This is a genomic window from Rothia sp. HMSC062H08 (assembly GCF_001810775.1).
GTDB lineage: Bacteria > Actinomycetota > Actinomycetes > Actinomycetales > Micrococcaceae > Rothia.
Genome location: NZ_KV802677.1, coordinates 1 through 26,099 on the forward strand (window position 1 = coordinate 1; position 26,099 = coordinate 26,099).

At 57.3% G+C, this 26,099-nt stretch carries 19 protein-coding genes and 1 tRNA gene; 4 read left to right on the top strand and 16 right to left on the bottom strand.

The features are described from left to right. Both HMPREF2765_RS08360 and HMPREF2765_RS08365 read left to right on the top strand, forming a co-directional pair. Positions 1-606, top strand: a 606-nt coding sequence (locus HMPREF2765_RS08360) for an IS3 family transposase (RefSeq protein ID WP_070605311.1), incomplete at its 5' end; no start/stop codon positions are given. A 202-nt stretch (positions 607-808) separates the two neighbouring features. After that, positions 809-1,387: an excalibur calcium-binding domain-containing protein gene (locus HMPREF2765_RS08365; protein ID WP_083303639.1), complete on the top strand. Its 579-nt coding sequence runs from the start codon at positions 809-811 to the stop codon at positions 1,385-1,387. A gap of 77 nt (positions 1,388-1,464) precedes the next feature. On the opposite strand, the gene HMPREF2765_RS08370 is transcribed toward HMPREF2765_RS08365, so the two are convergent. From HMPREF2765_RS08370 to HMPREF2765_RS08385, 4 genes are all read right to left on the bottom strand, one after another. Further along, positions 1,465-2,883: a DUF6339 family protein gene (locus HMPREF2765_RS08370; RefSeq protein ID WP_070599911.1), complete on the bottom strand. Its 1,419-nt coding sequence runs from the start codon at positions 2,881-2,883 to the stop codon at positions 1,465-1,467. 2 nt (positions 2,884-2,885) lie between these two features. After that, positions 2,886-3,809 carry a hypothetical protein gene (locus HMPREF2765_RS08375; RefSeq protein ID WP_070599910.1) on the bottom strand — a complete coding sequence of 308 codons (924 nt, stop codon included), beginning with the start codon at positions 3,807-3,809 and terminating at the stop codon, positions 2,886-2,888. A gap of 5 nt (positions 3,810-3,814) precedes the next feature. After that, a complete protein-coding gene (locus HMPREF2765_RS08380) occupies positions 3,815-5,755 on the bottom strand; it encodes a hypothetical protein (protein ID WP_070599908.1) in 1,941 nt (646 codons plus the stop codon). Positions 5,756-5,908: 153 nt separating this feature from the next. Next, complete coding sequence (locus HMPREF2765_RS08385) at positions 5,909-8,662, bottom strand: Z1 domain-containing protein (protein WP_070605313.1); 2,754 nt, start codon at positions 8,660-8,662, stop codon at positions 5,909-5,911. 293 nt (positions 8,663-8,955) lie between these two features. Between HMPREF2765_RS08385 and HMPREF2765_RS08390 the strand changes: the two genes are divergently transcribed. Continuing rightward, a complete protein-coding gene (locus tag HMPREF2765_RS08390; protein ID WP_070605315.1) occupies positions 8,956-10,098 on the top strand; it encodes a DNA cytosine methyltransferase in 1,143 nt (380 codons plus the stop codon). Positions 10,099-10,119: 21 nt separating this feature from the next. Further along, positions 10,120-11,298 (top strand): restriction endonuclease PLD domain-containing protein, encoded by a 1,179-nt coding sequence (locus tag HMPREF2765_RS08395; RefSeq protein WP_083303640.1) that lies wholly within the window; start codon positions 10,120-10,122, stop codon positions 11,296-11,298. A gap of 108 nt (positions 11,299-11,406) precedes the next feature. Here the strand turns inward: HMPREF2765_RS08395 and HMPREF2765_RS08400 are convergent, their stop codons facing one another. From HMPREF2765_RS08400 to HMPREF2765_RS08455, 12 genes are all read right to left on the bottom strand, one after another. Then, the gene (locus HMPREF2765_RS08400; protein WP_239662317.1) at positions 11,407-11,679 is read right to left on the bottom strand and encodes a hypothetical protein; all 273 of its coding nucleotides are present in this window, start codon (positions 11,677-11,679) and stop codon (positions 11,407-11,409) included. A gap of 46 nt (positions 11,680-11,725) precedes the next feature. Beyond that, positions 11,726-12,649 (bottom strand): polysaccharide deacetylase family protein, encoded by a 924-nt coding sequence (locus HMPREF2765_RS08405; RefSeq protein WP_246824949.1) that lies wholly within the window; start codon positions 12,647-12,649, stop codon positions 11,726-11,728. A 384-nt stretch (positions 12,650-13,033) separates the two neighbouring features. Further along, positions 13,034-14,434, bottom strand: coding sequence for a glutaminase (locus HMPREF2765_RS08410; protein ID WP_070605326.1), 1,401 nt, complete (start codon positions 14,432-14,434; stop codon positions 13,034-13,036). 356 nt (positions 14,435-14,790) lie between these two features. Further along, positions 14,791-15,765: a cation diffusion facilitator family transporter gene (locus HMPREF2765_RS08415; RefSeq protein ID WP_049345571.1), complete on the bottom strand. Its 975-nt coding sequence runs from the start codon at positions 15,763-15,765 to the stop codon at positions 14,791-14,793. A 112-nt stretch (positions 15,766-15,877) separates the two neighbouring features. After that, positions 15,878-15,950 (bottom strand) — tRNA-Ala (locus HMPREF2765_RS08420). Between the two features lie 189 nt (positions 15,951-16,139). Then, complete coding sequence (gene rsfS, locus HMPREF2765_RS08425; protein ID WP_005505774.1) at positions 16,140-16,577, bottom strand: ribosome silencing factor; 438 nt, start codon at positions 16,575-16,577, stop codon at positions 16,140-16,142. A 66-nt stretch (positions 16,578-16,643) separates the two neighbouring features. Beyond that, entirely contained in the window at positions 16,644-17,693 is a 1,050-nt protein-coding gene (locus HMPREF2765_RS08430; protein WP_070605327.1) for a sulfite reductase subunit alpha, read from the bottom strand. Further along, positions 17,686-18,435: a nicotinate-nucleotide adenylyltransferase gene (gene nadD, locus HMPREF2765_RS08435; protein ID WP_070605331.1), complete on the bottom strand. Its 750-nt coding sequence runs from the start codon at positions 18,433-18,435 to the stop codon at positions 17,686-17,688. Before nadD ends, HMPREF2765_RS08430 begins: the two co-directional genes overlap by 8 nt. Positions 18,436-18,800: 365 nt before the next feature. Continuing rightward, a complete protein-coding gene (gene obgE, locus HMPREF2765_RS08440) occupies positions 18,801-20,408 on the bottom strand; it encodes a GTPase ObgE (protein WP_070605333.1) in 1,608 nt (535 codons plus the stop codon). 194 nt (positions 20,409-20,602) lie between these two features. Then, positions 20,603-20,860: a 50S ribosomal protein L27 gene (gene rpmA / locus HMPREF2765_RS08445; protein ID WP_005505766.1), complete on the bottom strand. Its 258-nt coding sequence runs from the start codon at positions 20,858-20,860 to the stop codon at positions 20,603-20,605. Positions 20,861-20,900: 40 nt separating this feature from the next. After that, positions 20,901-21,212, bottom strand: coding sequence for a 50S ribosomal protein L21 (gene rplU, locus HMPREF2765_RS08450; RefSeq protein WP_005505764.1), 312 nt, complete (start codon positions 21,210-21,212; stop codon positions 20,901-20,903). A 525-nt stretch (positions 21,213-21,737) separates the two neighbouring features. Continuing rightward, positions 21,738-25,577 carry an Rne/Rng family ribonuclease gene (locus HMPREF2765_RS08455; RefSeq protein WP_070605336.1) on the bottom strand — a complete coding sequence of 1,280 codons (3,840 nt, stop codon included), beginning with the start codon at positions 25,575-25,577 and terminating at the stop codon, positions 21,738-21,740. Positions 25,578-26,099 lie beyond the last annotated feature (522 nt).

Below are 26,099 nucleotides of genomic sequence, written 5' to 3' on the forward strand. Positions count from 1 at the left end.
GGGCTGCGCTGCGGTATACGCCGCCAGAGGCCCTACCACAGGTACAACTCCTACAAGGGGTCTGTGGGGCAAAGTTTCGCCAACATCATCGGTCGCAACTTCACGGCGACTGGTCCTTGGCAGAAGTTGGGCACCGATGTCACCGAGTTTAAGCTTTCCTTCGGTAAGGCCTATCTCGCTCCGGTTTATGACTTTGCTAGCAAGGAGATTGTCGCCTATTCCATCTCGATGTGCCCTAATCTTGCTCAGCAGCAAGAGATGCTTCAGATACTCATGGAGGCCAAACCCGAGGGAGTCAAGCCGATTTTGCACTCGGATATGGGGTGGCAGTATCAGCACGAGTTCTACGTCAGAACGCTTGCTGAGAACGGTTTTATCCAGAGTATGTCACGCAAAGGCAACTGCATCGACAATGGCGCCACTGAGCAGGTTTTCGGTCACCTGAAGGATGAGTTTTTTCGTGGCCAAGACTGGCAGACCTTTGAGAGTTTCAAGGTTGACCTTGACGCCTATATTACGCATTGGAATACAGTAAGGCGTCAGGTGAAGCTTAGGGGCCTGACCCCGGTGGAGTACCGGGTTCAGGCCCTGCAGGAGGCCGTATAGGGGTTACTATTTAATGCGTCCAAGTTTCGGGGCGCAGTTCAAAATAGTGCGAGGGGGCTTTACTATGCCCGCACGTTACATCTTCCCTTGTCAGAAATGTTTGGGGGCTCAATATTACCTGCAGAGGGGACCGTTTTCATTTACACTTGAGTGTGTGTTCTATGGTGAACACACTTGTCCACTCACTTTATAAAGGAATATTGTGTTGAAAATTCACACCGCGACCGCTGGTGTTCTTGCGGGTGCTCTGCTGCTGACTGGTTGCTCTTCGTCTGTTCGCGCTCCGAAGCCTGCGCCTTCTACGTCATCGTCGACGTCTGTTTCTGCCAGCCCTTCGGTTTCAGCTACTCCTAGTTCTTCTCCGAGTGCGTCTGCGACTCCTTCGGAGTCTCCTACCCCGACGGTAACCCCGTCTCCGGTTCCGACTACTGAGGCTCCCGTGCAGGCACCGGCGGCTGAGGCACCTTCCGCGGAGGCGCCGGTGGCTCCGGTTTCTGAGGCTCCCGCGCAACAGGCTGAGCCTGTTCAGCAGGCGCCGGTAGCTACGGAGGCGCCCGTCCAGCAGGCGCCCGCGCAGGCTCCGGCGGCTGAGGCTCCTGCTCAGCAGGCTCCCGCTCAGCCGGTGCAGCAGGCTCCGGCGCAGTCGAGTGTTTATTACAAGAATTGTGATGCGGCTATTGCTGCGGGTGCGGCACCGTTGCATCGTGGCGAGCCGGGTTACCGCCCTGGTCTAGATAAAGACGGTGACGGCGTGGCGTGTGAGCCGAAGAAGAAGCATTAGGCTTCTGCCCCTCAGATATAGCGAAGCCCCCTTGTGCCGGTTCTTAGTTGAACCGGGGCAAGGGGGCTTCTTACTTTTTAGCGCTTCCAGGGCATGTTGTCCCAGAACTGTCCCATCTTAGATTTGGGAGGCGTGAGCTTACTCCTGTGAGTCTTAGCTTCAGAAGCCGTCTCATGAGCTTCTTCGTCTGTGGTTACCTCGTGGCTTGCTTGTTCCAGCTTGGCCTTGAGCTTGCTCTGCGGAGTTCGAAGACGTGACGGACGTTCCTCGGGTTCCTCGTCAACGTAGTACCCGTACTGCGTTGAGCTAAAGAGGTTTGATTCGCGGAATTCGTTAACCGGCACAAAGAACGGTTGAGGTTCCCCAGGTTCCTGAGCCTCAGACTCCTCAGCATCAGATTCCTCAGCTTCAGGTTCCGGGGATTCCATATCCTCAGCAACCTCGAGATCTGCAGACTCTTCCTCCTCTTCAGATTCCTCGTCCGAGAAATCCTCGTAGTAGCTTTCGTCGTACTCGTCAGTCTCAGTATCCAGATCTTCAGAGTCTTCCAACTCTTCAACCTCTACGTCTTCCGACTCTTCGATTTCTACATCTTCTGACTCGTAGTCTTCTACAGTTTCAGGGTCAGAATCCCAGGTATCTTCATACTGTTCTTCCTCAATACCTTCCTGAAGCTTGAAGGCCTCGATAACCTCGTTCTTGATGTCCTCAAGGAGTGCGCACATATCCTCGTACGACTTGTGTTGCACCATCTCAACGCCCATACGCACCGTGAGCTCTTCCGCGATTTTACGTTTGATATCACGGGCAGAGACTCCCCTCTCCAAACCGTAATCGCTGGGGGCGCCCACAGAGTTTAGGGCTCGAGCGAGAGCCAACGCCAAATCGCGGTTCGTCGAGATGGAGGTTCGGTCAAGAATCTGGTTGAGGTCATCTTCCGTGAGGTAGCCTCCCTCATCCATAACCTCGCCCAGGAGGTCGTAGGTCAGCCAGGTTCGACGTAGCACGTGACGGCGCAGGTTACCGATATGTCGAACTTCCTTCGAGGGGGCAAAACGTGCAAAAGCAGCCGCAGGAAGAACCCTCAGACCGATAAACTGCCACACCTCAATAGATTCAGCTTCACCACGAATCATGTGCAGGTTCTTGTGCAGAGCTTTACCGATACGGTGGGAGTACTCGTACTTCCACTTATCCCGATCATCAGCAAAAGCCTTAAGATTCTCGAGCTCTTTATCTACAATTCTGCGGAGACTCTTTAGAGTCGGCATCGGAATCTCGTTGCCGCCAATATTGAGGATTTCTAGATTCGTGTCGATTTCTCCGCAATCTACATTGCGTAGCGGAACCCCAGAGTTTTTCCATTCCTGCAACTCTATACCCGCTAGAAATTCTTCCAGGCGGTAGTAAAGATACTGTTCTTCCTGCTCTGCAGGCGCCTGAGTATTCTCAGGGCTAGTGTCCTGCTGGGCAGGCTCTACGCTCTGATGAACCATACCTACTTCCATCCCTTCTGCATGTACCCGGTAATACCGTCAATCTTGCTCTGCACGGAATTCCAATCCCTTTTCAGCGCGTCAATAAGTTCCGGAATCGTCATTGAGAAATTTTCTTTAATAATCCTCTGCGTAACGATTTGAAACTCTTCGCAATTTCCTTCAGTGAGTTCTTTCTGCGACGTATACAAAGAATTCTCGTTCAAATGAGCAACATAAATTTCTCGCACAAGAGTTGCCAAGAAATCTCGAGAAATAGCGGGTTCTAGAATTTCATAATCCTTTTCATCCCCTCGCACCAAAGCCTTACAAACCGGGTGTTTCGTATTCACAAATACTCGCACGCATCGTGAATACAACGCTTCCGGATTACTGGCATTGCACCTTACAACCCAGGGAGCATTTTTATCCCACTCTCGCACTCGAGAAAAATCAAGCTGCGAGAACGGCATACCAGCACCCTTAGCACTCAAAGACAGGCTGTCCTCTTGCACAGCAATATAGGCGGTTTCATCGGTGTTATATCCATCGATATTTAGGGCACCCGCCACTAGAGCTGCTCGGAGCTTTAGTTCTCCCGCAACCTTACGTCCAGGAATCTTGGCGCTAACAACCGCGACAAATGATTCCGAATCAAGCTGAACATCTCGGCTCTCTTCAATGACGCTCCAGTGGGTCGGTCGACACTGGACCTCACAAATCAGTCGAGGCAGAGACTCCTCATTGCCCAGCACTCGACGGATTCCTTCAAGCCGTACTTTGACGGAGATGGAGAGTTCCAGATCAGTGTCGTAATCCCAGGTGGAGGGCAACTTATCCGGGTCAACAATTTCGCCGTTCTGATTACGGATATCCCATTCGCCCCATTCCACTTCATGCGGGAAAAGGGTGAGATGAGGATATGCCTTTACACGCTTACCTGCCATAGCTATTAGCCCTCCACCTCAAAAATATAGGTCTTACCCTTACGCAACGTGATGACCACGGAGCCCTGGCTCTCCTCGGAATCTTCAGGGCCGTCCCACTGCACATAAACATGACCCGCCTTTTGGGTGTCATTAGCGTCAGGGCCCCATCCTTCGCTCCAAGAAGGCTCAAGGTCGTGCGAGTCCGTGTACTCCAGAGTCCTCTCATCACCGGTTGCAATAGAGACCTTGATACCGATACGCTGACCAGCCTTCCAAGCACTACTGCAGGAGAAGCTAATGAAATACTGCACGTAATCAGGGTCCTGCGGGTGAACACCAGTCATTGCTGCAGACTCAATCGATACCGAGGCGCGACGAACAACGCCACCAGGGCGCTTTTTATTCTTGCCTTCGTCCTCCTCCGTCAGCTCAGTAACGACACCGCCTCCGGAGGACATAATCGGATTGAATCGAGCAAGCTTCTGCGAAATCTTCGACAAAGAACCCAGTGACCCGCTATCGCGCTTAGTGTCCTTCGATTCGAAAAGACTCTTCAGGCTCTTAGTGATATTCGAAGCAGCATAAACAACAATGTTCTTGTGCTTAGCATTTTCGAGAGAGCTCGGGTTCCATTCGTCATGGGCCGGAGGTTCAGCCTCTCGGAAGGCAACATCCGTTTCAAGGTCGGGCTTGAATACGCCGTACCAGGTGGCCTTTGAATCGTCCAGGTCATTTACCTTTCGGTACTGGACAACCAATTCAGCCTCATTACGCATCAAGCACACCGTGTTTTGCGGATAGATGGACCTTTCAGCGTTAATATCGTACGCACCTCGAGCAATTCTTAGGTATCCGATATTGTAGGAATCCCTTGCTCGCTTAAAAACAAAGCTCTTGTACTGGAAAACACCGTCAAATGACTCAGCATCAAAATTCATCCTTTGAAGCTCAGCCATTTTGCGAACATCAATAAGAGCTGCGCACAGCTGCTCGATTCCCTTATATTCAGGCTTATTCTTAAGGTCCTGAATTAAGACAGGATCATTGTTAATCCTGATATCCATAGACCTATTTCCATCTTCAACATCCAATTTGGGCCAAAGATGGTACATCACGATATTTTGAATCTTTTCGTGGGAACGCTCAATAATTCGACCCGGGTCGTCCAGAATCTTACCTTCATCGTCTGATACTTCCATAAGCTCTGCAGGCTTTGCATCAACGATAAGAATTGAGGTGCCGGTTTCTCCGTCATTAAAGTGACGAGAGAAAATAGCCTCACCCAGCCGACGAGCAGGTTCTCCCGTCAGCGGGAGAATGTTACCCGTTCCCTTAACCGTGGGTCCCTCATATCCCCACCAATGACGACCGGTGTAGTTTCGACCGCCATACGTATATTCCTTGCCAAGAGCGACAGCAATAAGTCGGTAATCAATCTCGCCAGTTTTGGTCTTAAAGGCAGACCAGTAAATAACGGACTGAGACTCGCTCATATTGAAAGCAGCCGTTTTACCGAAGCCGTATGAGCCACCGTTACCTTGACCCTTGTTATCGCTACCAAGGTTCATCGTGAGGTTTACGAAGTTCTGGCTCTCCCCCTCCTCAACGGCTTCATCCGGGCGGTCCGGACCGTCAAGACCGACGGTGCCGCGGTCCCAAAATTCCAAGAAGTAGACGTCGCCGCGGTTAAAAGTCTGGTCGAGACCGGTGTACTTGCTATGGATCTCAAAACCAGCTGCGAACACCTCGTTCCTCAGGGTATTCAGTACACCCTGGTTGGCGTGCCGAACCAAGCAACCGAACTCCGGCATGTGCCCTTCGAGGCGTGCGTCCCATGAGTTCTGGGCCATCTCTCGGGTGACCAGAGCAAGCGGGCTCAGATTGGGTCGGCCGAGGGTACGCGAGGCACCTCGAGCGGATATCGAACCAGTGTTTTTAGGAAGGGGGAACCAGTTAAGGCTCACGATGTTATCTCCTTGCCCTGTAGAAGTTGTGGGCACTATTGAATCGTATGGGGCGTGTGTTGCTGAGGGAATAAAGCTCCGGGGTGGCATTATCCGGTGAAATGCCACCCCGAAACCTATACCCTCTTTGGGCGGTGAAGAAGCTACCTGATGTTACTCCTTGTAGTCGCCCTCATCATCACTTTCAGCTGCAGCCAGGATTGAGCTGTTCTCATCCAGTTCTTCCTCATCAAGCGCCAGAGTCTCAACCTGTTCAGGAACAACCGAAATGAAGTTGTTGTAGTCGGAACCTGCAACCTGGGGAAGAACCACCGCGTGCAAAATGACCGGTGCCACAGCGTCAAGGTCACGACGGCGAGCGCCCGGCTTAGCCTTCGAGTGGGGGTTGACCACGTAAATCACCAAAAGAGGAACGTTTCCTTCGACGAAGCGTAGTGCCAACTGCTTTGCGCGGCTCTTAGAAACCTTCAGGGCCTCGAGAGTGTCTTCGTTTAGCTTTCCTGCGTTAGCGAGAATCTTGAAGTCCAGAATCGGAGTCTCACCCACAGCAAGAGCACCCAGGTCCGCGATACCGTCATCAGCCGGGATGTCGTACGCACTACGAGTTGCCATACGAATGTCCAGACCAGCAAAGTTCTGCTGCGGCATATCCTTCTGGGTACCGGAGTAGACGACAACATTCCAGTCCTGGTCGGCGTACTTCTCAATCCACTCAACCAGCTTGTCCGAGCCAGCTTCGTAGTGCGAGGAGTGGGCCTTGAAGTCCTTGAAGTAGGACAGCACGACATCTACAGGCACGCCGGTGAAGAGGTAGCTACCGTTGTTCTTATCCTGCACTACCTCATGAGTGCTCGAGATAGAGCCAATGAGCGACTCGAATACCTGAATATTGTGGTTCAGGATTTCGGCGTTCTTCTCCTCGAAGCGAGTCAGCTGATGGAGCTTGCCGCTGTAATCGACGGTGAGCGCCTTGGCGTGACGCATCTTGTTCGCAGCGGTAACCTGTAGCGCCTTGGGGTGAGTACGAATCTTCACGCCAACGGTCTTAGGGGTGCTACCGACGATACGAATTTCTTCGCGAATCTCATCTTCCACACCGGCAAGGTGACGGTAATAGTCCTGAAGATCTGCAGTGGTCCACAGACGAATCAGGTCATCATAGCCGGGGCGGAAACCAAACCAGCGGCCCATCTGCAGAAGAGCATCGTAGGTCTTACTCGTCCTGAGGTAGTACGAGCTAATGAGGCCTTCAAGGGTCAGACCACGGGCGAGAGTATTACCGCCGATAACGACATAGGTGGCCGGTGAATCTGCGCTGTATTCCAGACGCTCTTCCGAGGAACCGTTATCCACAATGCACTTGGTCTCGCGGACAACCTGACCCACAGCAAGCTTCAGCTCATCCCATTCGGGGTAAATCTCTTCAGGGCGGATAGCCTGCATACGAGCAACTTCGCGCTCGTACAGACTCTGCATAGCATCGTTAATCTCAGGCTTACCGTAGTTTTCCTTCAGCGCTGAGATGTAATCCTCAATCACCTTCACCGCTTCAAAGTGAGTGTCAACCCTGTGCGAAAGGTGAATCAGCATTGAGCTGTGCTGCTTCTTCTGAGCACGACGACGACGAAGAGCCGTGGCAATCATAAACCACAGCACCGCATCTTCAAGGCTGGGAACCATCTCAGGCATGTAGTCCCCGCCGTCCTTACGAGTAGGAGGACGCAGAATTTTGGCTTCCTCAGTATCGATATCGCGCAATGCATCAATATCTACACCGTCGTTAAGGGTGCCGTCTTCGTCCTCGGTAGCCCACAGAGGGGTACCAAAAATACGGGACGCACCAATGTAGCCATTCGGGCGCTCCAAAGCGTAGATGAAGTCGGAGGGGTACAGGCCCGGGTAACGTTCGATGGTCTCACCCTCGGATTCCTCAGGATTAACCGGCTCTAGATACTCGGTGTAGCGGTCCTCATCATTCGGGTCCATCAGAACGTTTGCGAAGGGAGTCGCGGTGTACGCAACATAGGAGCCCTGCTGGACCTGGTCCCAAATCTGACGGAGAAGTCGGTTAATACCGGAGTACGCTTCATCTTCCTTCGCAGTGTTGGGCGTTGCCTGGTCAGACTCATCATCAATGATGAGTACGGGAGTATCATCCAGCAGACCCTCACGGTTTGCGGCTTCCAGCTGCTTGAGCAGGTTGCCCAGACGACTGTAGTTCTTCTTCACCACTGCAAAAACAACACTATCCTTAGTGCGCAGAGCGTTGAGGAGAAGGCCAGAATCCGAAGAGATATCGCCCTTGACACTGGTCAGAGGGAAAACAGACTTCCCAGCATTCTGGAGCGCGGCAACAACATCGCCGTCCAAACGTTCCTGAGTCTGACGACGCAGGTTGTTGTACATACCCGCCAAAACAATGACGAAACGGTAACCCTCGTCAACCGCCTTGGTGATAACCGCCGAGAAGTTCGCGGTCTTACCGGACTGCACGTAGCCGACAACAAGGCCCTTGTGGGTCAGATTCTTCGTAGCGGGATCGGCAAGAAGACCGACAACTTTGCCGGATTCCTGGTGAATAGTGGACGTACCGTCCTCGCCAATCTTCTCGGTAAGCTTCCTACGCAGATGGCTCCATCCGGCGGTATCGGGCTTCGCAGCGTCGTACCAGTGGTGGTAGTCTTCCTTGGCCGTAGCAGCCTCATCGAACTCGCCCTTGGCGTTCGCGGCTTCACGTTCCTGAATGCTACGAAGTGCCTTCTCGTAGACGGGAACAATTGCCTCCTCAGGAATACCTGCGGCAACCATACCGTCGATGATCTGGCGACAAGCGTCTTCGTACGAGATGAGTTCCCGCGCAGCAGTGTCATAAATCTGCTGTTCCGGCTGGGAAATTTCCTCGGCCATTTTTCTCCTCGTTGAAAAATAGAGATGTGAGTGTTTACGGGAGCCAATGGTTAGCTTCCTCTGTGAGTTTAGCACTCGTTCTCACACGTCAGCACAGGTTTTCGTCATCACAATGCACTATAAAACTACTAAATCCACATTGTTGGGTCCGGTGTGGCAGAATCTGCTCGGGGCAAGGGTGCGAGCAGGGCCCCCGGGCTGCTATTCTTAGAGGGTTTAAACCTGAATACATAGACGGTAATTCTATGTATCAACCGGCACATGACACAGCACTATGACTTGCGGAGAACCTTATGGCTGAGAAGCACACATCACCCTCACCCACAACCTACAAGATGGGTGAGCTCTTCTGTGGACCCGGCGGCATTGCCCTGGGCGCACACAACGCTGCCGATAAGGTGCCCGGAATCAAGGTTGAGCATGCCTGGGCTAATGACTACGATCCCACGACTGCAGATACCTACCGAGAGAATATCCCCGGTGCGTCTGGAGAGACCGTGTACGTAGGTGATGTTCGTGAGCTCGATACCGACGCCCTACCCCCGATTGGTGGTTTTGCATTCGGTTTTCCCTGTAATGATTTCAGCCTCGTAGGAAAGAAGAAGGGCCTAGACGGTACCTACGGTCCCCTTTTTACATACGGAATTAAAGTGCTCGAGAGCCATAAGCCTGAATGGTTCGTGGCAGAAAACGTGGGTGGTCTCTCTGGCGCTAATGCTGGTACCGCGTTTCCCTACATCCTACGAGAAATGCAGCGCGCGGGATACACTGTTGTCGCTCATAAATACCGCTTTGAGGAGTACGGTCTCCCCCAGGCTCGACACCGAATTATTATCGTGGGCCTGCATAATGACCTTATTGCCAGCGGCAAAGAATTCAAGGTTCCGAAACCCACCACTCCCGAACCTTTTATGATGCGCACCGCTAAGCAGGCGCTTACCGAGCCTCCTATCCCGAAATGGGCAACCAACAATGAGCTCACTCGCCAGTCTGAGGTGGTGAAGCAACGCCTCACCTACATCAAGCCCGGCGAGAACGCTTTCAACGCTACCGACATGCCCGAGGAACTACGCCTCAATGTGCGTGGCGCTAAGCTCAGCCAGATTTATAAGCGACTGGACCCCAATAAACCCGCGTACACCGTCACCGGTTCCGGTGGCGGCGGAACGCACATCTACCACTGGGAAGAGCCCCGCGCCCTCACCAACCGCGAGCGCGCACGCCTGCAGACGTTCCCTGACTGGTACAAGTTCATCGGTAGCAAGGAGAACGTCCGTCGCCAGATTGGTATGGCGGTTCCCCCGGACGGTGCGCAGGTCATATTCGAAGCTCTCTTCAAGAGCCTTAAAGGTATGCACTACGAAAGCATTGAACCGAATATTGATGTAGATAAGCGTATTCGTGAACTTGAGAAGAAAGAAGGCACTCTTTTCTAGGTAAAAGAAGGACCTATTCCCATGGAATTTTACTCGTCACTCATGGGCGACAACCTCGCTGAGCTTGTTCTCCAATCGCCGTACCCGAAGGATGATTGCGCCGGGCATGAGCTGTGGGCGGTTACCGGGTATATCTCGCGAACTACCATTCTCAGTGCACTGTACCAGGCTGATTTCACCCCCGGACGGCGTTCCAAGGAAGCCGGTCATTGGGGTGAGATGAGTAAGTTTACCCCCGTCTCCACCACACCTAAGATTCATCTTCTGGTTGGTATGGCACGAGATGGTGCGGTAAGCATTACGACTCATGAAATCCTCAAGGGATGGGTCAAGGCTAGTCACGGGTACCTGGATATTCGTTACCCGGATCCTCGCGTCTCTCCCCTGGTGCATACTAAGCTCTACGCTTGGGCGCAGAACGGTTCCTTCGATATTGCCTACGCTGGCTCAGCTAACCTTTCGACGGACGGCCTGAATATCGGTCGAAACGCTTCGGAATGTCAGCAGGAGAACATTCTTGTGCCGGTGTCGGTGGAGTATGCGGAGAACTATATCGATACGCTATTCGGTGCTTCGCTGAGCTGCACCGACCCTGTGGTTGATTCTCTCTTCACCTTCCCTGAAGCGCCCTCCGACGTCCTGGCGAATAAGTCTCTACCTCCGGTTCCTCCGCTCCCCGAACCCGAGACGGAACGCGAGGAAAGGTTGAAGGACTTCTCCTCCATCAAGCTGTACCTCTACAGTCACGCGGGTAAGGGCTCTTCGTACAACTGCGGTTCCGGCATTAACTGGGGTCTGCGAGATGTCCGAGCTAATAAGGATGAGGCCTACTTCGCGGTTCCCGCGAACATTGGGCGGTCAAACTTCTTCCCCGTGAAGAACACTCCCATTGTGGTGCACTGTGATGATGGCGAAGACCTCATCATGCGCGTTGCCAGCGGTTCTGACCGTTGCGGTAAGGACATGTCAACCATCCCGAACTCCGAGCTTGGCTCTTATATTCGTAAGCGCATGGGCCTCAACGAGGGCACTAAGGTCGGCATTCGCGAACTGCTCGATTACGGTCGAACCTACGTCACCATCACCCGTACCTCCGAGGGTAACTACTACCTGGATTTCTCGCCCGAGACTGCAGAACCTGATGAGTTTGCTCTGCAGACCCCCGAGATTGTCAACGAGTTTTTCCACGAGGACGACTAGCGCCTCCGGGTTAGTGCCCCCAGATATAGCGAAGCGCCCCCTCGTACTATTTCTAGTACAAGGGGGCTTCGTCATATCAGCCTCGTTCTGTTAGCTCAGCCGGTGAGGTTAGCGCGGCTGGTAGGCGCGGGCACGCTCAGCGCGAGCACGGCGCGCCTCCGCATCCTGCAGGACCGGCACCAGCATACGCACCACCTGGCCCATGCCACGCAGCACCAAATTCAGCCACAAACCCACAGACCACACCGCCGCCACACGCGGATGCCCCGTGCGCATCCATCGCACACCCAGAAAAGACAGCGAGTAATACAGCAGAAGCAGCAGCGACTCACGGAAGCGGTACACCTGCCGAAGAATAGGGTTCTGAGGAAGCTTCATCATGCCTCCCAGTATACCCACCGGAACCCCTCGCCGGGGCTCCCCCGCACTACCCGTAATAGTCGCGAATCGTCACCGTCTTCAACCCGCGCCGATCCAACAACACCCGAATACGGTCCAGCTCAGACACCACACCCCGATAATTCAAATGCCCAATCACAATATGCTGAGCCAACGCATACTTCTCCGCATAGGCATACACCTCAGCCGAAGAAATATTAGACGAATCCGCCAACGACCCGTACCACAGAACCGGGCGCGTAAAACCACACGACGCCGCAGCCGCCAACACGCGCGCATCATAATACCCGTACGGCGGGCGGAAATACGGCTTCGAAGACACCCCAAAAAGCCGCCTAATCTCCTCATCATTACGGGTCAATTCCTGAACAATCTGCTCATCCGTCAGGCTCGTCAACGCCGCATGACTATACGTATGGTTCGCAATCTGCAACTGGCCGCTCTTCACCAGCGGCAACAACAGGTCACGATGCTGCCTAAACGCCGGGTACTGACCGTTGATAAAGAAGGTGAGGCGCGTGCCGGTACGGCGGGAAAACTCCGCGTAGGCGCGTACCACCTCCGGATCGGCGCCGTCATCGACCGTCCACGCAATATACTTGCCCTCACCGGGCAGGCCGGTCTGCGGGCCAGTCCAGGCACGAGCTTCTGGAACCGGGTTCGACGAAGTCGCAGTCGCAGAAGCGGTCTTAGATGCCGCGGCGGTCGGGGATGGGGTACCCGTTGCGGAGCCAGTTGCAGATACGGAGGGGGTAGCCGCCGAGCTTGCCGAGGGGCTCGCCGAGGCGCTACCCGACGCACTACCGGACGGGTTGCTCGATGGGGTGTTCGACGGGGTGCAACCGGTGAGGCCAAGACCCAGCACGCCGAAGCCCACCGCGCCCAGCCCAAAGGTACCAACGTGGCGTAGCAGTTCGCGGCGACCCATGGAGGCGCGGGCAGAAGCACCCACCACCGCCCGGTCAGCGGCGGGGTCAGCTATAGCGGATTGATGAGGAGCGATAGGTGTTTCTAAGTGTGGAACAGTGTTCATATTATGAGTGTATGATGAGATTGCCGTCAGCTATCGAAAAATTCAAAATATTACTTAATGATTAACAACGGCGCCATTAAAGAACCTTTATGCACTTTCAGTCCACTCACTCACCGAAGACCACGCTCAGTACACTAAGCTACCCGCACGCCGGATAATCCCAGGTGCAACTCTAGGTAAGTACAGCGAGGCCCCTCCCCCAGAACACGTTCACAACGCGCCCGGGAAAGGGGCCTCAATATATAAAGTTCACGCAATCGTACTGCCAAGTACGCAGATACGATCAAGTACGCGGAGAGAAACCTACTCAGTTTCCGAAGCTTCCGGCTGCTCCGCCTTAGCAGAGTCCAGCGCATTCAGTGCCTCCAGAGCCGCAGCCTCCGCAGCCTCTTCGGCGTCCGCCTCAGCCACACGCTCAGCATCCGACTCAGCAGAAGTCACTGCCGTCGGGTTCGTCAGAACCTTCACACCCATGCTGCGCAGCGCATCCGTATTCGTAATCGTCTCGTCATTATCAATCAGGTACACCTTGTACCCGTCATTCCTCAGACGACGCATCAGCTCCAGGAGCATGCTCTGAGCGACCTCATCCACCGCGTACACGCGAGTCACGTCCAGGGCGACCTTGGAACCCTCCATCGGGGATTCCACAATCTCACGGATTACGCGCTCCACACCCGCAAAACGGATACGGCCCTGCAACTGGATCAGGCGCATAGACTCATCGCCCGAACCGATCTGGTAGTTCGCGCGCAACGCCGAACGAGCCACGGTCGGCACGTTCATCACGTGCATGCCCATGTCATCCGAGAACTGCTCGAACAGCTCCACACCGCGCACACTGTTACCGTGACCGTCAAGGCGCGGCGAGAACGTTGCCACACCCAGCTGACCGGGCACCGCACCAATAATGCCGCCGCCCACGCCGCTCTTCGCCGGCACACCCACCTGGGTTGCCCAGTCACCCGCAGCGTTATACATGCCGCACGTGAACATGACGCTCAGCACCTGACGCACCACAGTCTTAGGAACCACCTGCTCACCCGTCACCGGATGCACACCATAGTTCGCCAAAGTCGCCGCCATCAACGCCAAATCCTTAACCGTCACCATCAGCGAGCACTGGCGGGTATAACCCTGCACCGCCACGGTCGGGTCGCCGGTCAGGATGCCGTGGCCGCGCAGCATGTGCGCAATCGCGTAGTTGCGGTGCGCGTGCTCCAACTCAGACTCGTACACGCGCTCATTCACCGACAGGCGACGGCCCGCAAACGCAGACAAACCAGAAATGACGCGCTCCATGCGCTCGCCCTGAGTCGCACCGGGAGGACCCACCAGCGAATGGGTGGTAATCGCGCCAGCGTTAATCATCGGGTTCAGCGGCTTACCGGAGCCGTCTTCCAGGGACAGCTCATTGAACGGCTCACCGGAAGGCTCCACGCCCACCTTTGCAAGCACGTCATCATAGCCGCGGTCTGCGAGCGCCAGGGCGTACACGAACGGCTTAGAAATCGACTGGATCGTGAACTCCACATCGGAGTCACCGGCGGCGTACTGCTCACCATCAACCATGACGATGGACGCGGCAAGCTTGTCCGGGTCCACGGCGGCAAGTTCCGGAATGTAGTTTGCCAACTCACCGGAGGTATCAGAAGCGACCGACTCGAGGGTCTCGGTCAGGTAAGTGGCAATAGGTGAATGCATAGTGTTCCGTATCTGCTGCTAATCGTGGTTGTTCTCGTCAAAAATTCCAGGATGCGCCCGCCGGCTGTTGCGTTCCAGCTCGGCTGAGGCGCTCATCATTGCAGGCTACCGCGGCGGCCAGACTCAAGAGCCTGCCAGCGGACCTGTCAAAGTATGTGGGTGAGGAGCACCTTTTGCTCCCTAAAGAGTGTATCTTTTGCGTGTTGAAGCCACAAATATAACGGTCACTACTCCCCCGCTATTTCAGGCTCTGGTGCCTGTTCTGGTTTGCCGTTTTCTGCCGTAATTTACCGCGGCGGGCAGCACCGCCGACGAAACCCGGACAAAACCTACGCGAGCCAGCCTACGGGCACAGCTTACGGGTGGCGAATCGAATCCGGCTCACGACCACCCAGCTCGGCGGTCTCCAGCTGGAAGGTCGAGTGCTCCACCGACACCTCAAAATGGCTCGCCACGCACGAACGGATACGGTCCAGAATCGCCACCGCAGAGCCGTCATGGAAGCACGAATCGGCAACCACCACGTGCGCGGTCACCACCGGCAGACCGGTCGCCACCATCGAGGCATGCACATCGTGCACCTCCACAACGCCGTCAACGCGCAGCATGTGTTCACGCATCGCGTCCAGGTCCAAGCCGTCCGGGGTGAACTCCATGAGCACGGCCGTCGTCTGCTTCATCAAACGTACTGCACGCGGCACAATCAGCGCCGCAATGAATAGACCCGCCAGGGCATCCGCCTGGTAGAAGCCGGTCAGCCAAATCACGATAGCCGCCACAATCACGCCCAGCGAACCCAGGGCGTCATTGAGCACCTCCAGGAACGCGGCACGCATATTGAAGTTCGCGTTCCTCGCCGTAGCCAGCACCGCAATGCCGATAGCGTTCGCCACCAGGCCAACCACACCAAAGATCAGCAGTTCGGTGCCGGGCACCTCCGGCGGGGCGAACAGGCGATGCACACCCTCCACCGCCGTGTAGATACCCACCGCCAGCAGCAGCACCGACTGCCCGAGGGCGGCAAGCACCTCAATGCGGCGGAAACCCCACGTACGGCGGGACGTTGCCGGGCGCGTCATCAGCGAAGCCGCCGTGAGCGCCACCAGCAGTCCGGACGCGTCCGTAATGGCGTGCGCCGTATCGGTCAGCAGGGCAAGACTTCCCGTGACCAACGAACCAATCGCCTGCGCCAACACAATAACGACCGCCAAGCTGAACGCAATCAGCAGGCGCGGACGCATCGAGGCGGCGTCCTCCGGGCTCGGGGCATGCGAATGGTCGTGGTGATGCCCGTGATGCCCGCCGTGGCCGTGATGTGCGTGCGCTCCCATGAGTGACTCCTCAACTATGAACTGTGTTGTTGACTATCGAGAGTTATCGGCAGATAGCAAAATCGCCCGATTCACAAGAACCGGGCGACAAGCTCCTCAACCGAGGAAAACGTGGAGATAAGGGGACTCGAACCCCTGACCCCCTGCATGCCATGCAGGTGCGCTACCAGCTGCGCCATATCCCCATATTCTGTTAGTGACCTCAACGAGGCAACATGAATATATTACACACACCACGGACAGCGATGCAAACCAGCGCACCCAAAAATCCAAAAAGTTCCCGGCGGGTAAGCCAAAGGCTAAGCAAGAAGGGCGGACCCCGCGGCACCATACAGCGCCAGCAGAGCCCACCCCTCATCAGCTAAAAATCAAGCTTACGCCTCATCCTGAGCGGGAATGATGCGCGCAGCATCTTCCTCAGTCTCACCCTCAATGTCGAAGGGAGCCTCGTTCTCAACCCCCAGCTCAATACGCGGGGCCTCAGCCCACAGACGATCCAGAGCGTAGAACTCGCGGTCCTCCTCATGCTGAACATGCACGACAATATCGCCGAAGTCCAGCAGAATCCAACGACCCGAGGAACGACCCTCACGGCGGACCGGCTTCAGGTCAGCCTGCTCACGCAGAGCGTCCTCAACCTCATCCGCAACAGCGTTCACGAGGCGCTCATTGTGGGCAGAAACCACCAGGAAGCCATCAATCAGACCCATCGCGTCGGATGCATCCACAGCGAACAGGTTAGTTCCCTGCTTCTCCTCCGCAGCGCGGGCGGCAATGCGCAGAGCCTCAATCGAGGACTGTGCAGCAGTCATATTTTCCTTCCTTGCCGGCAGAACATCCGCCGGCAGCACCCACAACAGGGGTGCATTGTTCACGGCCTACTTAGGGCCAAAAATCATAATCAGACCAACAACGACCAGGGCAAGCAGCAGCACAATCCACAGCCACGCCAGGGAGGTCTTCTGCGCAGGTTGCAGAACCTCTTCAGCCTTCTCAACAGCGCTCTCAGAAGCAGACTCTTCCTCAGCTTCCTCCGGAGCCTCAGCAGAAGCAGCCGAAGCAGCCTTCGACTCAGCCGGCTTAGACTCTTCAACCTCAGAGTCCTCTTCGGACTCCTCGGCAGTCTCCTCGACCAGTGCTTCTTCGGGATCCTGACGATCCACCATGCGCTGCAGCAGCTCCTCAACCTCATCCGGGCTCAGAGCAACAGTCGGGTCGCCGTCCACCGAATCCACGGTATCCCCTGCGGAGGCGCTATCCAGCACGCTCAGGTCAAGACCCTGCGCGTCCACCGCGCTCACGCGGGTGGGCAGCTCGTCAGCAGACTCTTCAACCTCAGCAACCTCAACAGTCTCTTCCTCAACGGAAGCAACCTCGGTCTGCTCAGTCTCAACGTCAGAGCTGTCCAGCTCCTCAACCTTCGGCTCATCGCGCACCAGGTACTGGTGCAGCTCGGGTTCCGGTTTCTCCTCCTTAACCACGGCAATGACCGGGATCGAAGAAGTCATCGGGTTATCCACCGCGGAGGGGCTGGTCGCATCCACACGGTTCTGCGCGATCTCTTCGGGGCGCAGAATACGCAGGCTACTGGTCAGAGGAGCAGGCTCGTGCAGCTTCTCCTCATCGTTCGCCTCAGTGTCAATCTTGCCCTGAGCCGCCAGCGCCGCAAAACGACGCTGAACAGCCAGAACCTGCGGGTCAATAGCGTCCGTATAAATCACGGAGCCCATGTTCTCAACAGGCTTCGGATGCTCACCACGACGGTTCGCACGCAGGTACTCGGCAACTTCTTCACGGTAGCGGGCAAGACGGCGCGGACCCATCACCTTAGTAGGCGGCGGCACCTCAATGCCGTCCTCGGTCACGTACGTCTCGTAGAGGTACGCTTCGTCCTCGCTATAGGGCTTCGAACCCGTAGCTTCACTCATGTGTTCCCTCATTATTCGTCGATTGGGGTGCCTGCCCAGACTCATCCTTCACGCGGGGCAAGCCGTCACGGTACGCCGTCAAAGCGTCCTTCTTGTACAGGCCGTACTTAGCAATGTACTGCACCACACCATCCGGCACCAGGTACCAGATGGGGGCATCTTCAGCTGCGCGGCGACGAATATCGGTCGAAGAAATCGCCATCGCAGGAATCTTCAGAGTCGTAATATGACGACCCTCAGCCAGCGGCGGATCCAGCTCGTGATCGGGGCGGGTCACGCCCACAAAAGTCGCCAAATCCCACAGCTTATGGGCATTGCGCCAGGTCATAATCTGGCTAATCGCGTCCGCGCCGGTAATGAAGAACAGGTCAGCATCCGGGCGCAGGGCGCGCAGCTCGTTAAGCGTATCAAAGGTGTAGGTGGCGCCGCCACGGTCAATATCAATACGGCTCACCGTAAAACGCGGGTTCGACGCGGTCGCAATCACCGTCATCAGGTAGCGATGCTCAGCGTCACTCACGTGCCGCTCCCCCACCTTCTGCCAGGGCTGACCGGTCGGAACGAACACAACCTCGTCCAGGTCGAACACGGCGGCAACTTCACTAGCTGCCACCAGGTGTCCGTGGTGAATCGGGTCGAAGGTTCCACCCATCACGCCCAGACGCACCCGACCGGGAATGCGCGGGGGAATCGACTCGGTGCTCGGAGCACCAAAATCAAGGTGAACAGGCTGGTCAGTCACAAATGCCGTCCTTGCTGGGGACAGAGACCGCACCACAGCAGCTAAAAAGCCACTACAGGCGCGGATGCGGGCAGGTACACAGAAGGTACGCAACACCGAAAAAGGTGCCCGCGTACATTCTCCTCTATGCTACCTGCTTACGGTCAAAAAAACCGAAATGACGGGGGGTGAGCTAAGCCGCCAGTGGAATACCCAGCCAGCACGCCCGACCACAGGCTCACCCGAATGTTCCAACACACACATCCGGCGCGAGAGACAACCGCACAGCACACAAGAAAGTGCCGCGCACCGGGGCAAACCCCGGTGCGCGGCACCATTCACTGTCTAGGCAACAGCTGTCTAAGCAACAGCTAACGCTTCAGCTATTAGTCCTCGACGTTCGGCATGTCGATATTCTCGTCGACCTTGCCTTCCTTCAGCTTCTTGCGGTACTCAACCGACTCGGTCCACACGCCTGCAGCGCGCTCGGACTCCAGCTCGGCACGAGCCTCCGCCTTCGCGTCCATACGCTCCTTGTACTCCACACGCTTCTGCGCACGAGTCGGGCGAATGATCTCTTCCAGACGAGCGTCCGTACCACGCGGGGAGGACAGCAGCTCAGCGCCACCGACCATGGTCGGCTCCCAATCGAAGATCACCGAGTTGTCGTTCTCGCCAATCACCACGGCGTCACCGGCACGAGCACCAGCCTTGAACAGCTCATCCTCAACGCCCAGGCGCGCCAGGCGGTCCGCCAGGTAGCCGACAGCCTCATCATTATTGAAGTCAGTCTGCTGAATCCAACGCTCAGGCTTCTCACCAATCACGCGGAACAGCGGCTCAAGGTTACGTTCCTCGCGGCGAATAGTGAATTCCTGCTTCTTCTTACCGCGGAAGCCCTTCGGGCGAACCACAGGAGCCTCAACAACCACGCGCTCCGCTTCCTTCTCGGCAGCGGCACGAGCCACGCGGTCCTCCTCAACGAGCTGTGCCATCGCAAAGATCAGGGACTTCAGACCCTCATGGGAAGCCGTCGAAATCTCGAAGACCTTGAAGCCCATCTCCTCAAACTCGGGGCGAACAAACTCAGCCAGCTCACGAGCCTCAGGAACGTCAATCTTATTGAGCACCACAATCTGCGGACGCTCGTGCAGCGGCACGGTCACACCCGCAGTCGGGTCAACCTCATAGTTCTGTAGCTCGCCGCGAATCACCTCAAAGTCACTGATCGGGTCGCGGCCCGGCTCCAAAGTAGCGCAGTCAATCACGTGCACCAGAGCCGAAGAACGCTCCACATGGCGCAGGAAGCGGTGACCCAGACCGCGGCCCTCCGAAGCGCCCTCAATCAGACCCGGAACATCCGCGACGGTGTAGCGAACATCGCCCGCCTGCACCACACCCAGGTTCGGGATCAAAGTGGTGAACGGATAGTCAGCAATCTTCGGACGCGCCGCAGAAATCGCAGCAATCAACGAAGACTTACCCGCCGAGGGGTAACCCACCAGAGCCACATCCGCAATGGACTTGAGCTCCAGAACAATATCAGCCTCTTCACCGGGGGTGCCCAACAGAGCAAAACCGGGAGCCTTACGCTTAGCCGAAGCCAACGCAGCGTTACCCAGACCGCCCATACCGCCACGGGCAGCAACATACTCGTCGCCCACACGCAGCAGGTCAGCCAAAACATTACCCTCGCGGTCCTTCACCACAGTACCCTGCGGCACGGTCAGAACCAGGTCCTCACCGTTATAGCCGTGGTGCATATCGCCACGACCAATATCGCCATTCGGGGCGTGCTGGTGCGGGCTGTGGTGGTACTCCAGCAGGGTCGTGGTCTGGTTATCTACGCGCAGAATCACCGCGCCACCATTACCACCGTTACCGCCGTTAGGGCCGCCCAGGGGCTTAAACTTTTCACGTCGCACGGAGACGCAGCCGTTACCTCCGCGACCGCCAGATACATGCAAGACCACGCGGTCCACGAATTCTGCCACGGGTTCTCCTTATCTTGGAAAATCTTCACTTCGCCACCGCACGGCACACACCAATCATGCTGCGGATGCGGCGGCAGGCGCGACCGGGTTGGGGTGCGCCTCATCGTGGAGCCCAGCACGGGCGTCCACGGCATTCGAGGTCATAGCGAGAGGGGGTAGACTAACGCCTACCCCCTCTGCCCTAGCGGTGAGTATTACTCAGCTGCTGCCAGGATGTTAACGACCTTGCGGCCCTTGCGGGTACCGAATTCGACGGTGCCTGCTGCCAGAGCGAACAGGGTGTCGTCGCCACCGCGGCCAACGTTCAGGCCGGGGTGGAAGTGGGTGCCGCGCTGGCGAACGAGAATCTCGCCTGCGTTGACGGACTGGCCGCCGTAGCGCTTAACACCGAGGTACTGGGGGTTCGAGTCACGGCCGTTACGGGTGGAGCTTGCGCCCTTCTTGTGTGCCATTCTGTATTCCTACCTTAGGGTTGAATTCCGGTCGTTTCGATTACGCGTTGATAGCGGTAATCTTGACGGTGGTCAGCTCGGCGCGGAAGCCCTGACGCTTCTTGTAACCGGTCTTGTTCTTGTACTTCTGAATAACGATCTTCGGACCGCGCAGGTCCTCAACCTTCTCAGCAACAACCTTGGCGGAAGCCAGGGACTTTGCGTCAGCGGTGACCTTGTCACCGTCGACGAGCAGCAGCACGGGCAGCTCGATGGTGCTGCCGGGCTCGCCTGCAACACGGTCAAGGGTAACGAGGTCGCCTACGGAAACCTTCTCCTGGCGGCCGCCAGCGCGTACAATCGCGTATGCCACTATGGGACTCACTTTTCTCGACAACTTGCTTCTTGAATCTCACACGAATGAGCAGCCTGCGCTTTCATTGCTGTGCGCCCTCCCCCGCCAGTCGAATGACCGCGAACAAGGAGGAACGGCCCGTGCGTTCCGGCGGGATTGCCCGCCGAAGCCAACACGCGAGGCTCACCGGTGGTGTCTCTCTCCCGCACGTTCCAACTCAGCCGAATACTCGACCGCGCCGAAGACGATGCGGGTGGGAGCGGTGTCTCCCGCTGGCCCTGCGTCGATAGGGCTTCACTGAGATAAACACCAGTCCTTAAGGATACGGCATGATCTACGCGCCGCGCAATAGATAATTTTGCGGATTATCCGCAGACACCACGTGATGCTCCTCTAATACTGCACCGCACTCTTAGTAGCGCCTTTAAAATGACGCAGCACACGCACAGAAAAAATAGCCTCGGTAGGGAAGTTCCGGCTCGCCCTACCGAGGCTATCTCATATACACACACCATCGGAATTCCGATGATCGGAAGCTAAAGACTAATCGTCCTTACCTTCACGCTTAATGTCGGCAGCAGCAACGCCAATGCCGAACAAGACAGGAGCCGAAGCGTCATCAGCCACCGGAGCCACATCCGCAACAGAAGCGGAAGCAACCACGGAACCCTCAGCACGCTCGGAAGCGTCCACGGTCACGACCTGAGCACCGGCACCGGCGCTCGAAGCCGCACGGCGAGTGCGACGCTTACGCGGGGTCGAACCGGGCACCTGAGCCGCAGGCTTCTGAGCCTCCTCAACCGGAGCCTCAACCGCTACGGGAGCTGCGCCCACCACACCGGTCACCGCCGGAGCACCAATCACGCCGGTCACAACCGTGCGAGACTCAGACTTCTCAACCTTATCAGCCTTTGCGGGTGCCTGCTCGGATGCCACGCTCTGCTCAGCTGCCTTCTCGGCACGCTTCTCATCAGCGGCACGACGAGCACGGCGGCGGGAGGCACGCGGAGTCTCACGAACATCCTCAATGCGCAGGTCCTCACGCTCAACACGCTTGGACTCCTGAGCCTTCTGCACACCCGAGTTTACCTCAGCGGAGGTTGCCTCAGCGTTCTGCTGCTCACGGTCCTGGCGCTTGGACGAACGACGCTCTTCCGAACGATCCTCACGGCCCGAACGGAACGACTCACCCTCGGTGCGGGCAAGACGGCCAGCCTTCTGAGAAGCACGAGCCTTCGCCTCACCGGCGCGAATCGCCTCGAAACGATCCGAGGAGCGGCTAAAGCGCGGGTCGAGCTCCGGGTCAACGTGGTGCTCGTCCTCCAGCGCACCCGCGCCGGAATCCTCCACAGCGGCGATATCCGCATCGGTCAGCTCGCGGCGCTTACGGTTACGAGAAGACTTCTTCTCGCCACGCTTGGACGAACGACGCTCTTCCGAACGTTCCTGGTCAGAACGCTCCTCAGCAGAGTCCTTCGAGGAATCCTCAGCGGACTCCTCCACGCGGTCGAACGCGCTCGCCAGCTGCTCCAGGGAGAAACCACCCTGCTCACCAATCCAGTTGCCCTCGGTGACCTCAGCGACCTTGTCCTCACGCTGAGCAACCTCGGCGTGAGCCTGCTCGCTGGCAGCCTCGGCAATACCCTGAATTTCCTGCTCAAGCGAAAGCTCAGCGGTCTCCGCGCGGCGCGAACGCTTGCGGCGCTTACGCTTCTTGCGGGTCGAAGCGGTCTCCTCCGAAACGTCCTCGCTCTGAGCGGATGCGGCAGCCACCGCAGCCATAGCGTTACGGCGCTCAGCCTTCTTCGACTCCAGGGCATCCTGCTTCTGCTGGTCACGAGAATCCTCGCGGGCAGCGGCACGGCTACGCTTACGGTCATTACGCTCATGGCGGTGGATGTAATCCGACGCGCCACCGCTACGACCGCTTAGTGGCTGATCGTGAACCACCAGGCCACGGCCGGCACACTGCTCGCAGGGCTCCGAGAAGACCTCAAGCAGACCGGTACCCAGGCGCTTACGGGTCATCTGAACCAGACCCAGCGAAGTCACCTCAGCCACCTGATGCTTGGTACGGTCACGGCCCAGGCACTCAATCAGGCGACGCAGAACCAGGTCACGGTTCGACTCAAGCACCATGTCAATGAAGTCAATGACGATAATGCCGCCAATATCGCGCAGACGCAGCTGACGGACAATCTCCTCAGCAGCTTCCAGGTTGTTCTTGGTGACAGTCTCTTCTAGGTTGCCGCCGCTACCGGTGAACTTACCGGTGTTCACGTCCACCACGGTCATGGCTTCGGTACGGTCAATCACCAGCGAACCACCCGAAGGCAGGTACACCTTACGGTCCAGAGCCTTCGCCAGCTGCTCGTTGATGCGGTAGTGGTCGAAGAGGTCATCCTCGCCATCCCACTGCTGCAGGCGGGAAACCAGGTCCGGCGCCACGTAGGTCACGTACGCCTCGATGGAATCCCAGGCGTTCTCTCCCTGAACAATCATCGCGGTGAAGTCCTCGTTGAAGACGTCACGCACGGTCTTAATCATCAGGTCGGGCTCCTGGTAGAGCATCTCCGGAGCCAGTACCTTACGGGAGTTAGCCTTCTCCTGAATCTCTTCCCACTGCGCACGCAGACGGTTAATATCGTGGGTCAGCTCCTCCTCAGAAGCACCCTCCGCCGCGGTACGAACAATCACGCCAGCACCCTCGGGCAGCTTGTCCTTCAGAATCTTCTTCAGGCGAGCACGCTCGGTGTCGGGCAGCTTGCGGGAAATACCGGTCATCGAACCGCCCGGCACGTACACCAGGAAGCGACCGGGCAGGGAAACCTGGCTGGTCAGGCGGGCACCCTTGTGACCAATCGGGTCCTTGGTGACCTGCACCAGAACCGAATCGCCGGGCTTCAGGGCGTTCTCAATCTTGCGGGGCGCACCGTCCAGACCGGTAACATCCCAGTTGACCTCGCCCGCGTACAGCACAGCGTTGCGGCCGCGTCCAATGTCAACGAACGCAGCTTCCATGGAGGGCAGAACGTTCTGAACCTTACCCAGGTACACGTTGCCAATCAGGGAATCCTGCTGGGTCTTGGACACGAAGTGCTCAGCCAGCACGCCGTCCTCAAGCACGCCAATCTGGATGCGGCCGTCCTTCTGACGAACCAGCATCTGACGGTCCACGGACTCGCGGCGAGCCAAGAACTCAGCCTCAGTCACGATGTGGCGGCGGCGGCCCAGGGAGCGGGACTCGCGGCGGCGCACACGCTTCGCCTCCAGGCGGGTAGAACCGCGCACACCGGTCACGGTGTTGGATGCGTGAGAGTCAGCCAGGCGCGGCGCACGCACCTTGGTGACGGTCTCAACGTCATCATCAACGCCGCCCTCAATCTCAATATCCTCGGTACCGCGGCGACGGCGACGGCGACGGTGGCTCGTCACCTCAGCCTCAGCGGCAGCCTCCTCGCGGCGGCGCTCCATGCGCTCCTTACGCTTCTGCTCCTCGGCAGCGGCGCGGCGTGCTTCACGCTCCAGCTTGGCGGCAACAGCGAGCTCGCTCAGCTCCTCCGGCTCGGGCGCCATGAACAGCGGCATCGCACCCATGGGGGTACGCGAGCGCAGTTCCTGCAGCTTCTCGCGCTGCAGGTCGCTAATGGTCTTTACCGGCTCGGGAGCTTCTGCGGGCTCCTCAGCCGCGGGCTCCTCAGCAGACTCTTCTGCGGCAGGTGCCTCAGGTGCAGCTTCTTCGGTTGCGGATTCTTCAGCAACCGCAGCAGCCTCGGCGGGCTGCTCTGCGGCAGCCTCTTCAGCGGGATCTTCAGCCTTCTCAGCCGGTGCGGGGGTTACGACCTCAACCTTGGCGGTCTCTTCCTTCACCTCAACGGCAGGCTCGGCAGACTCAGCGGCGGGGGCAACAACTTCCTCCACCTTCGCGGTCTTCTCCACGGTCTCGGTCTTAGCAACCTTCTCAACCTTGGCGACCTCTTCAACCTTCGCGGTCTTCTCGACGGTCTCGACCTTTGCGGTCTTCTCCTCAACAGCAGGCTCAGCCGCCTTCTTCTCAGCAGCCGCAAACAGGCTATCGAGGGTAGAAGCAACCTCGGTCTCAGACGCAACGGGAGCGGCAACCTTCGGTGCCGGCGCGTGCTTAGCCTTAGCATTACGCAGGTTGGTCAGGCCAGCAGCAATCGCCTCATCCAGGGGAACCTCAGGAGCCTTCTCCTTCTTCGGGCGACCCGGACGGCGGCGCTCAGCACCCTGCTGAGCCTCAGAGCTCTCACGAACATTCTTACGCAGAGTTTCACGGGTCTCTGCAGAGGCGTTCTTCTCCTCCGCGAGGGCGTTCAGCGCCTCAAAAACCCCAAGTTCGACGTTCTTCTCGTCAGACATTAATCTTCTTTCGTTACACCCTGCTCCGCACCGCAAGGATTTTAACAGCGCGCATACAGCGCAAAGCCTAGTTGCTGCCACCGCGGCTCAAGCCTCACCCTACGGTGCGCGTTCTTCGCGGGCACTATCTCATTCAGTGCTTCTGCCGTAGGGGGCGAGCGGGCGGAACGCAGAGCGCGCCGCGACGGTCACAGCCACCTCGCTCTCGAGCACGGCACGCTCACACCCTTCCTGGGTGCTCTGCCGGTCTTCGGGTTTCTTCGCCGAGGCGGGCGGCCCGCGCGGTGCGACAGTTATGCTCCGCGGCTTATAGCCGGCGCTCTTCGGGTACTCTCCCTCGATGCGTTGGTGGGGATCTTTATGCGCGTGCGGGGCGCACAAGACACCGTGTTCCATTATACCCGGTAGAGGGTACCTCTAAGCCACCCCGCCCATCCTATCTGGGCTTCACCTCCCGGCAGGATGCACGGGCACAATACCGCGGGCACTCTGCGGCGGACGCATTGCGGGTACAGCAAAGCC

Bases quoted from the DNA above. Each gene is read 5' to 3' on its own strand.
- HMPREF2765_RS08400 (WP_239662317.1), bottom strand. From the start codon at position 11,679: ATGATGAAGCTTCCTCAGAACCCTATTCTTCGGCAGGTGTACCGCTTC.
- HMPREF2765_RS08385 (WP_070605313.1), bottom strand. From the start codon at position 8,662: ATGGCCGAGGAAATTTCCCAGCCGGAACAGCAGATTTATGACACTGCT.
- HMPREF2765_RS08375 (WP_070599910.1), bottom strand. From the start codon at position 3,809: ATGGCAGGTAAGCGTGTAAAGGCATATCCTCATCTCACCCTTTTCCCG.
- HMPREF2765_RS08430 (WP_070605327.1), bottom strand. From the start codon at position 17,693: ATGAGTGAAGCTACGGGTTCGAAGCCCTATAGCGAGGACGAAGCGTAC.
- HMPREF2765_RS08390 (WP_070605315.1), top strand. From the start codon at position 8,956: ATGGCTGAGAAGCACACATCACCCTCACCCACAACCTACAAGATGGGT.
- rsfS (WP_005505774.1), bottom strand. From the start codon at position 16,577: ATGACTGCTGCACAGTCCTCGATTGAGGCTCTGCGCATTGCCGCCCGC.
- HMPREF2765_RS08415 (WP_049345571.1), bottom strand. From the start codon at position 15,765: ATGGGAGCGCACGCACATCACGGCCACGGCGGGCATCACGGGCATCAC.
- rpmA (WP_005505766.1), bottom strand. From the start codon at position 20,860: ATGGCACACAAGAAGGGCGCAAGCTCCACCCGTAACGGCCGTGACTCG.
- HMPREF2765_RS08370 (WP_070599911.1), bottom strand. From the start codon at position 2,883: ATGGTTCATCAGAGCGTAGAGCCTGCCCAGCAGGACACTAGCCCTGAG.
- HMPREF2765_RS08455 (WP_070605336.1), bottom strand. From the start codon at position 25,577: ATGTCTGACGAGAAGAACGTCGAACTTGGGGTTTTTGAGGCGCTGAAC.
- HMPREF2765_RS08410 (WP_070605326.1), bottom strand. From the start codon at position 14,434: ATGCATTCACCTATTGCCACTTACCTGACCGAGACCCTCGAGTCGGTC.
- HMPREF2765_RS08395 (WP_083303640.1), top strand. From the start codon at position 10,120: ATGGAATTTTACTCGTCACTCATGGGCGACAACCTCGCTGAGCTTGTT.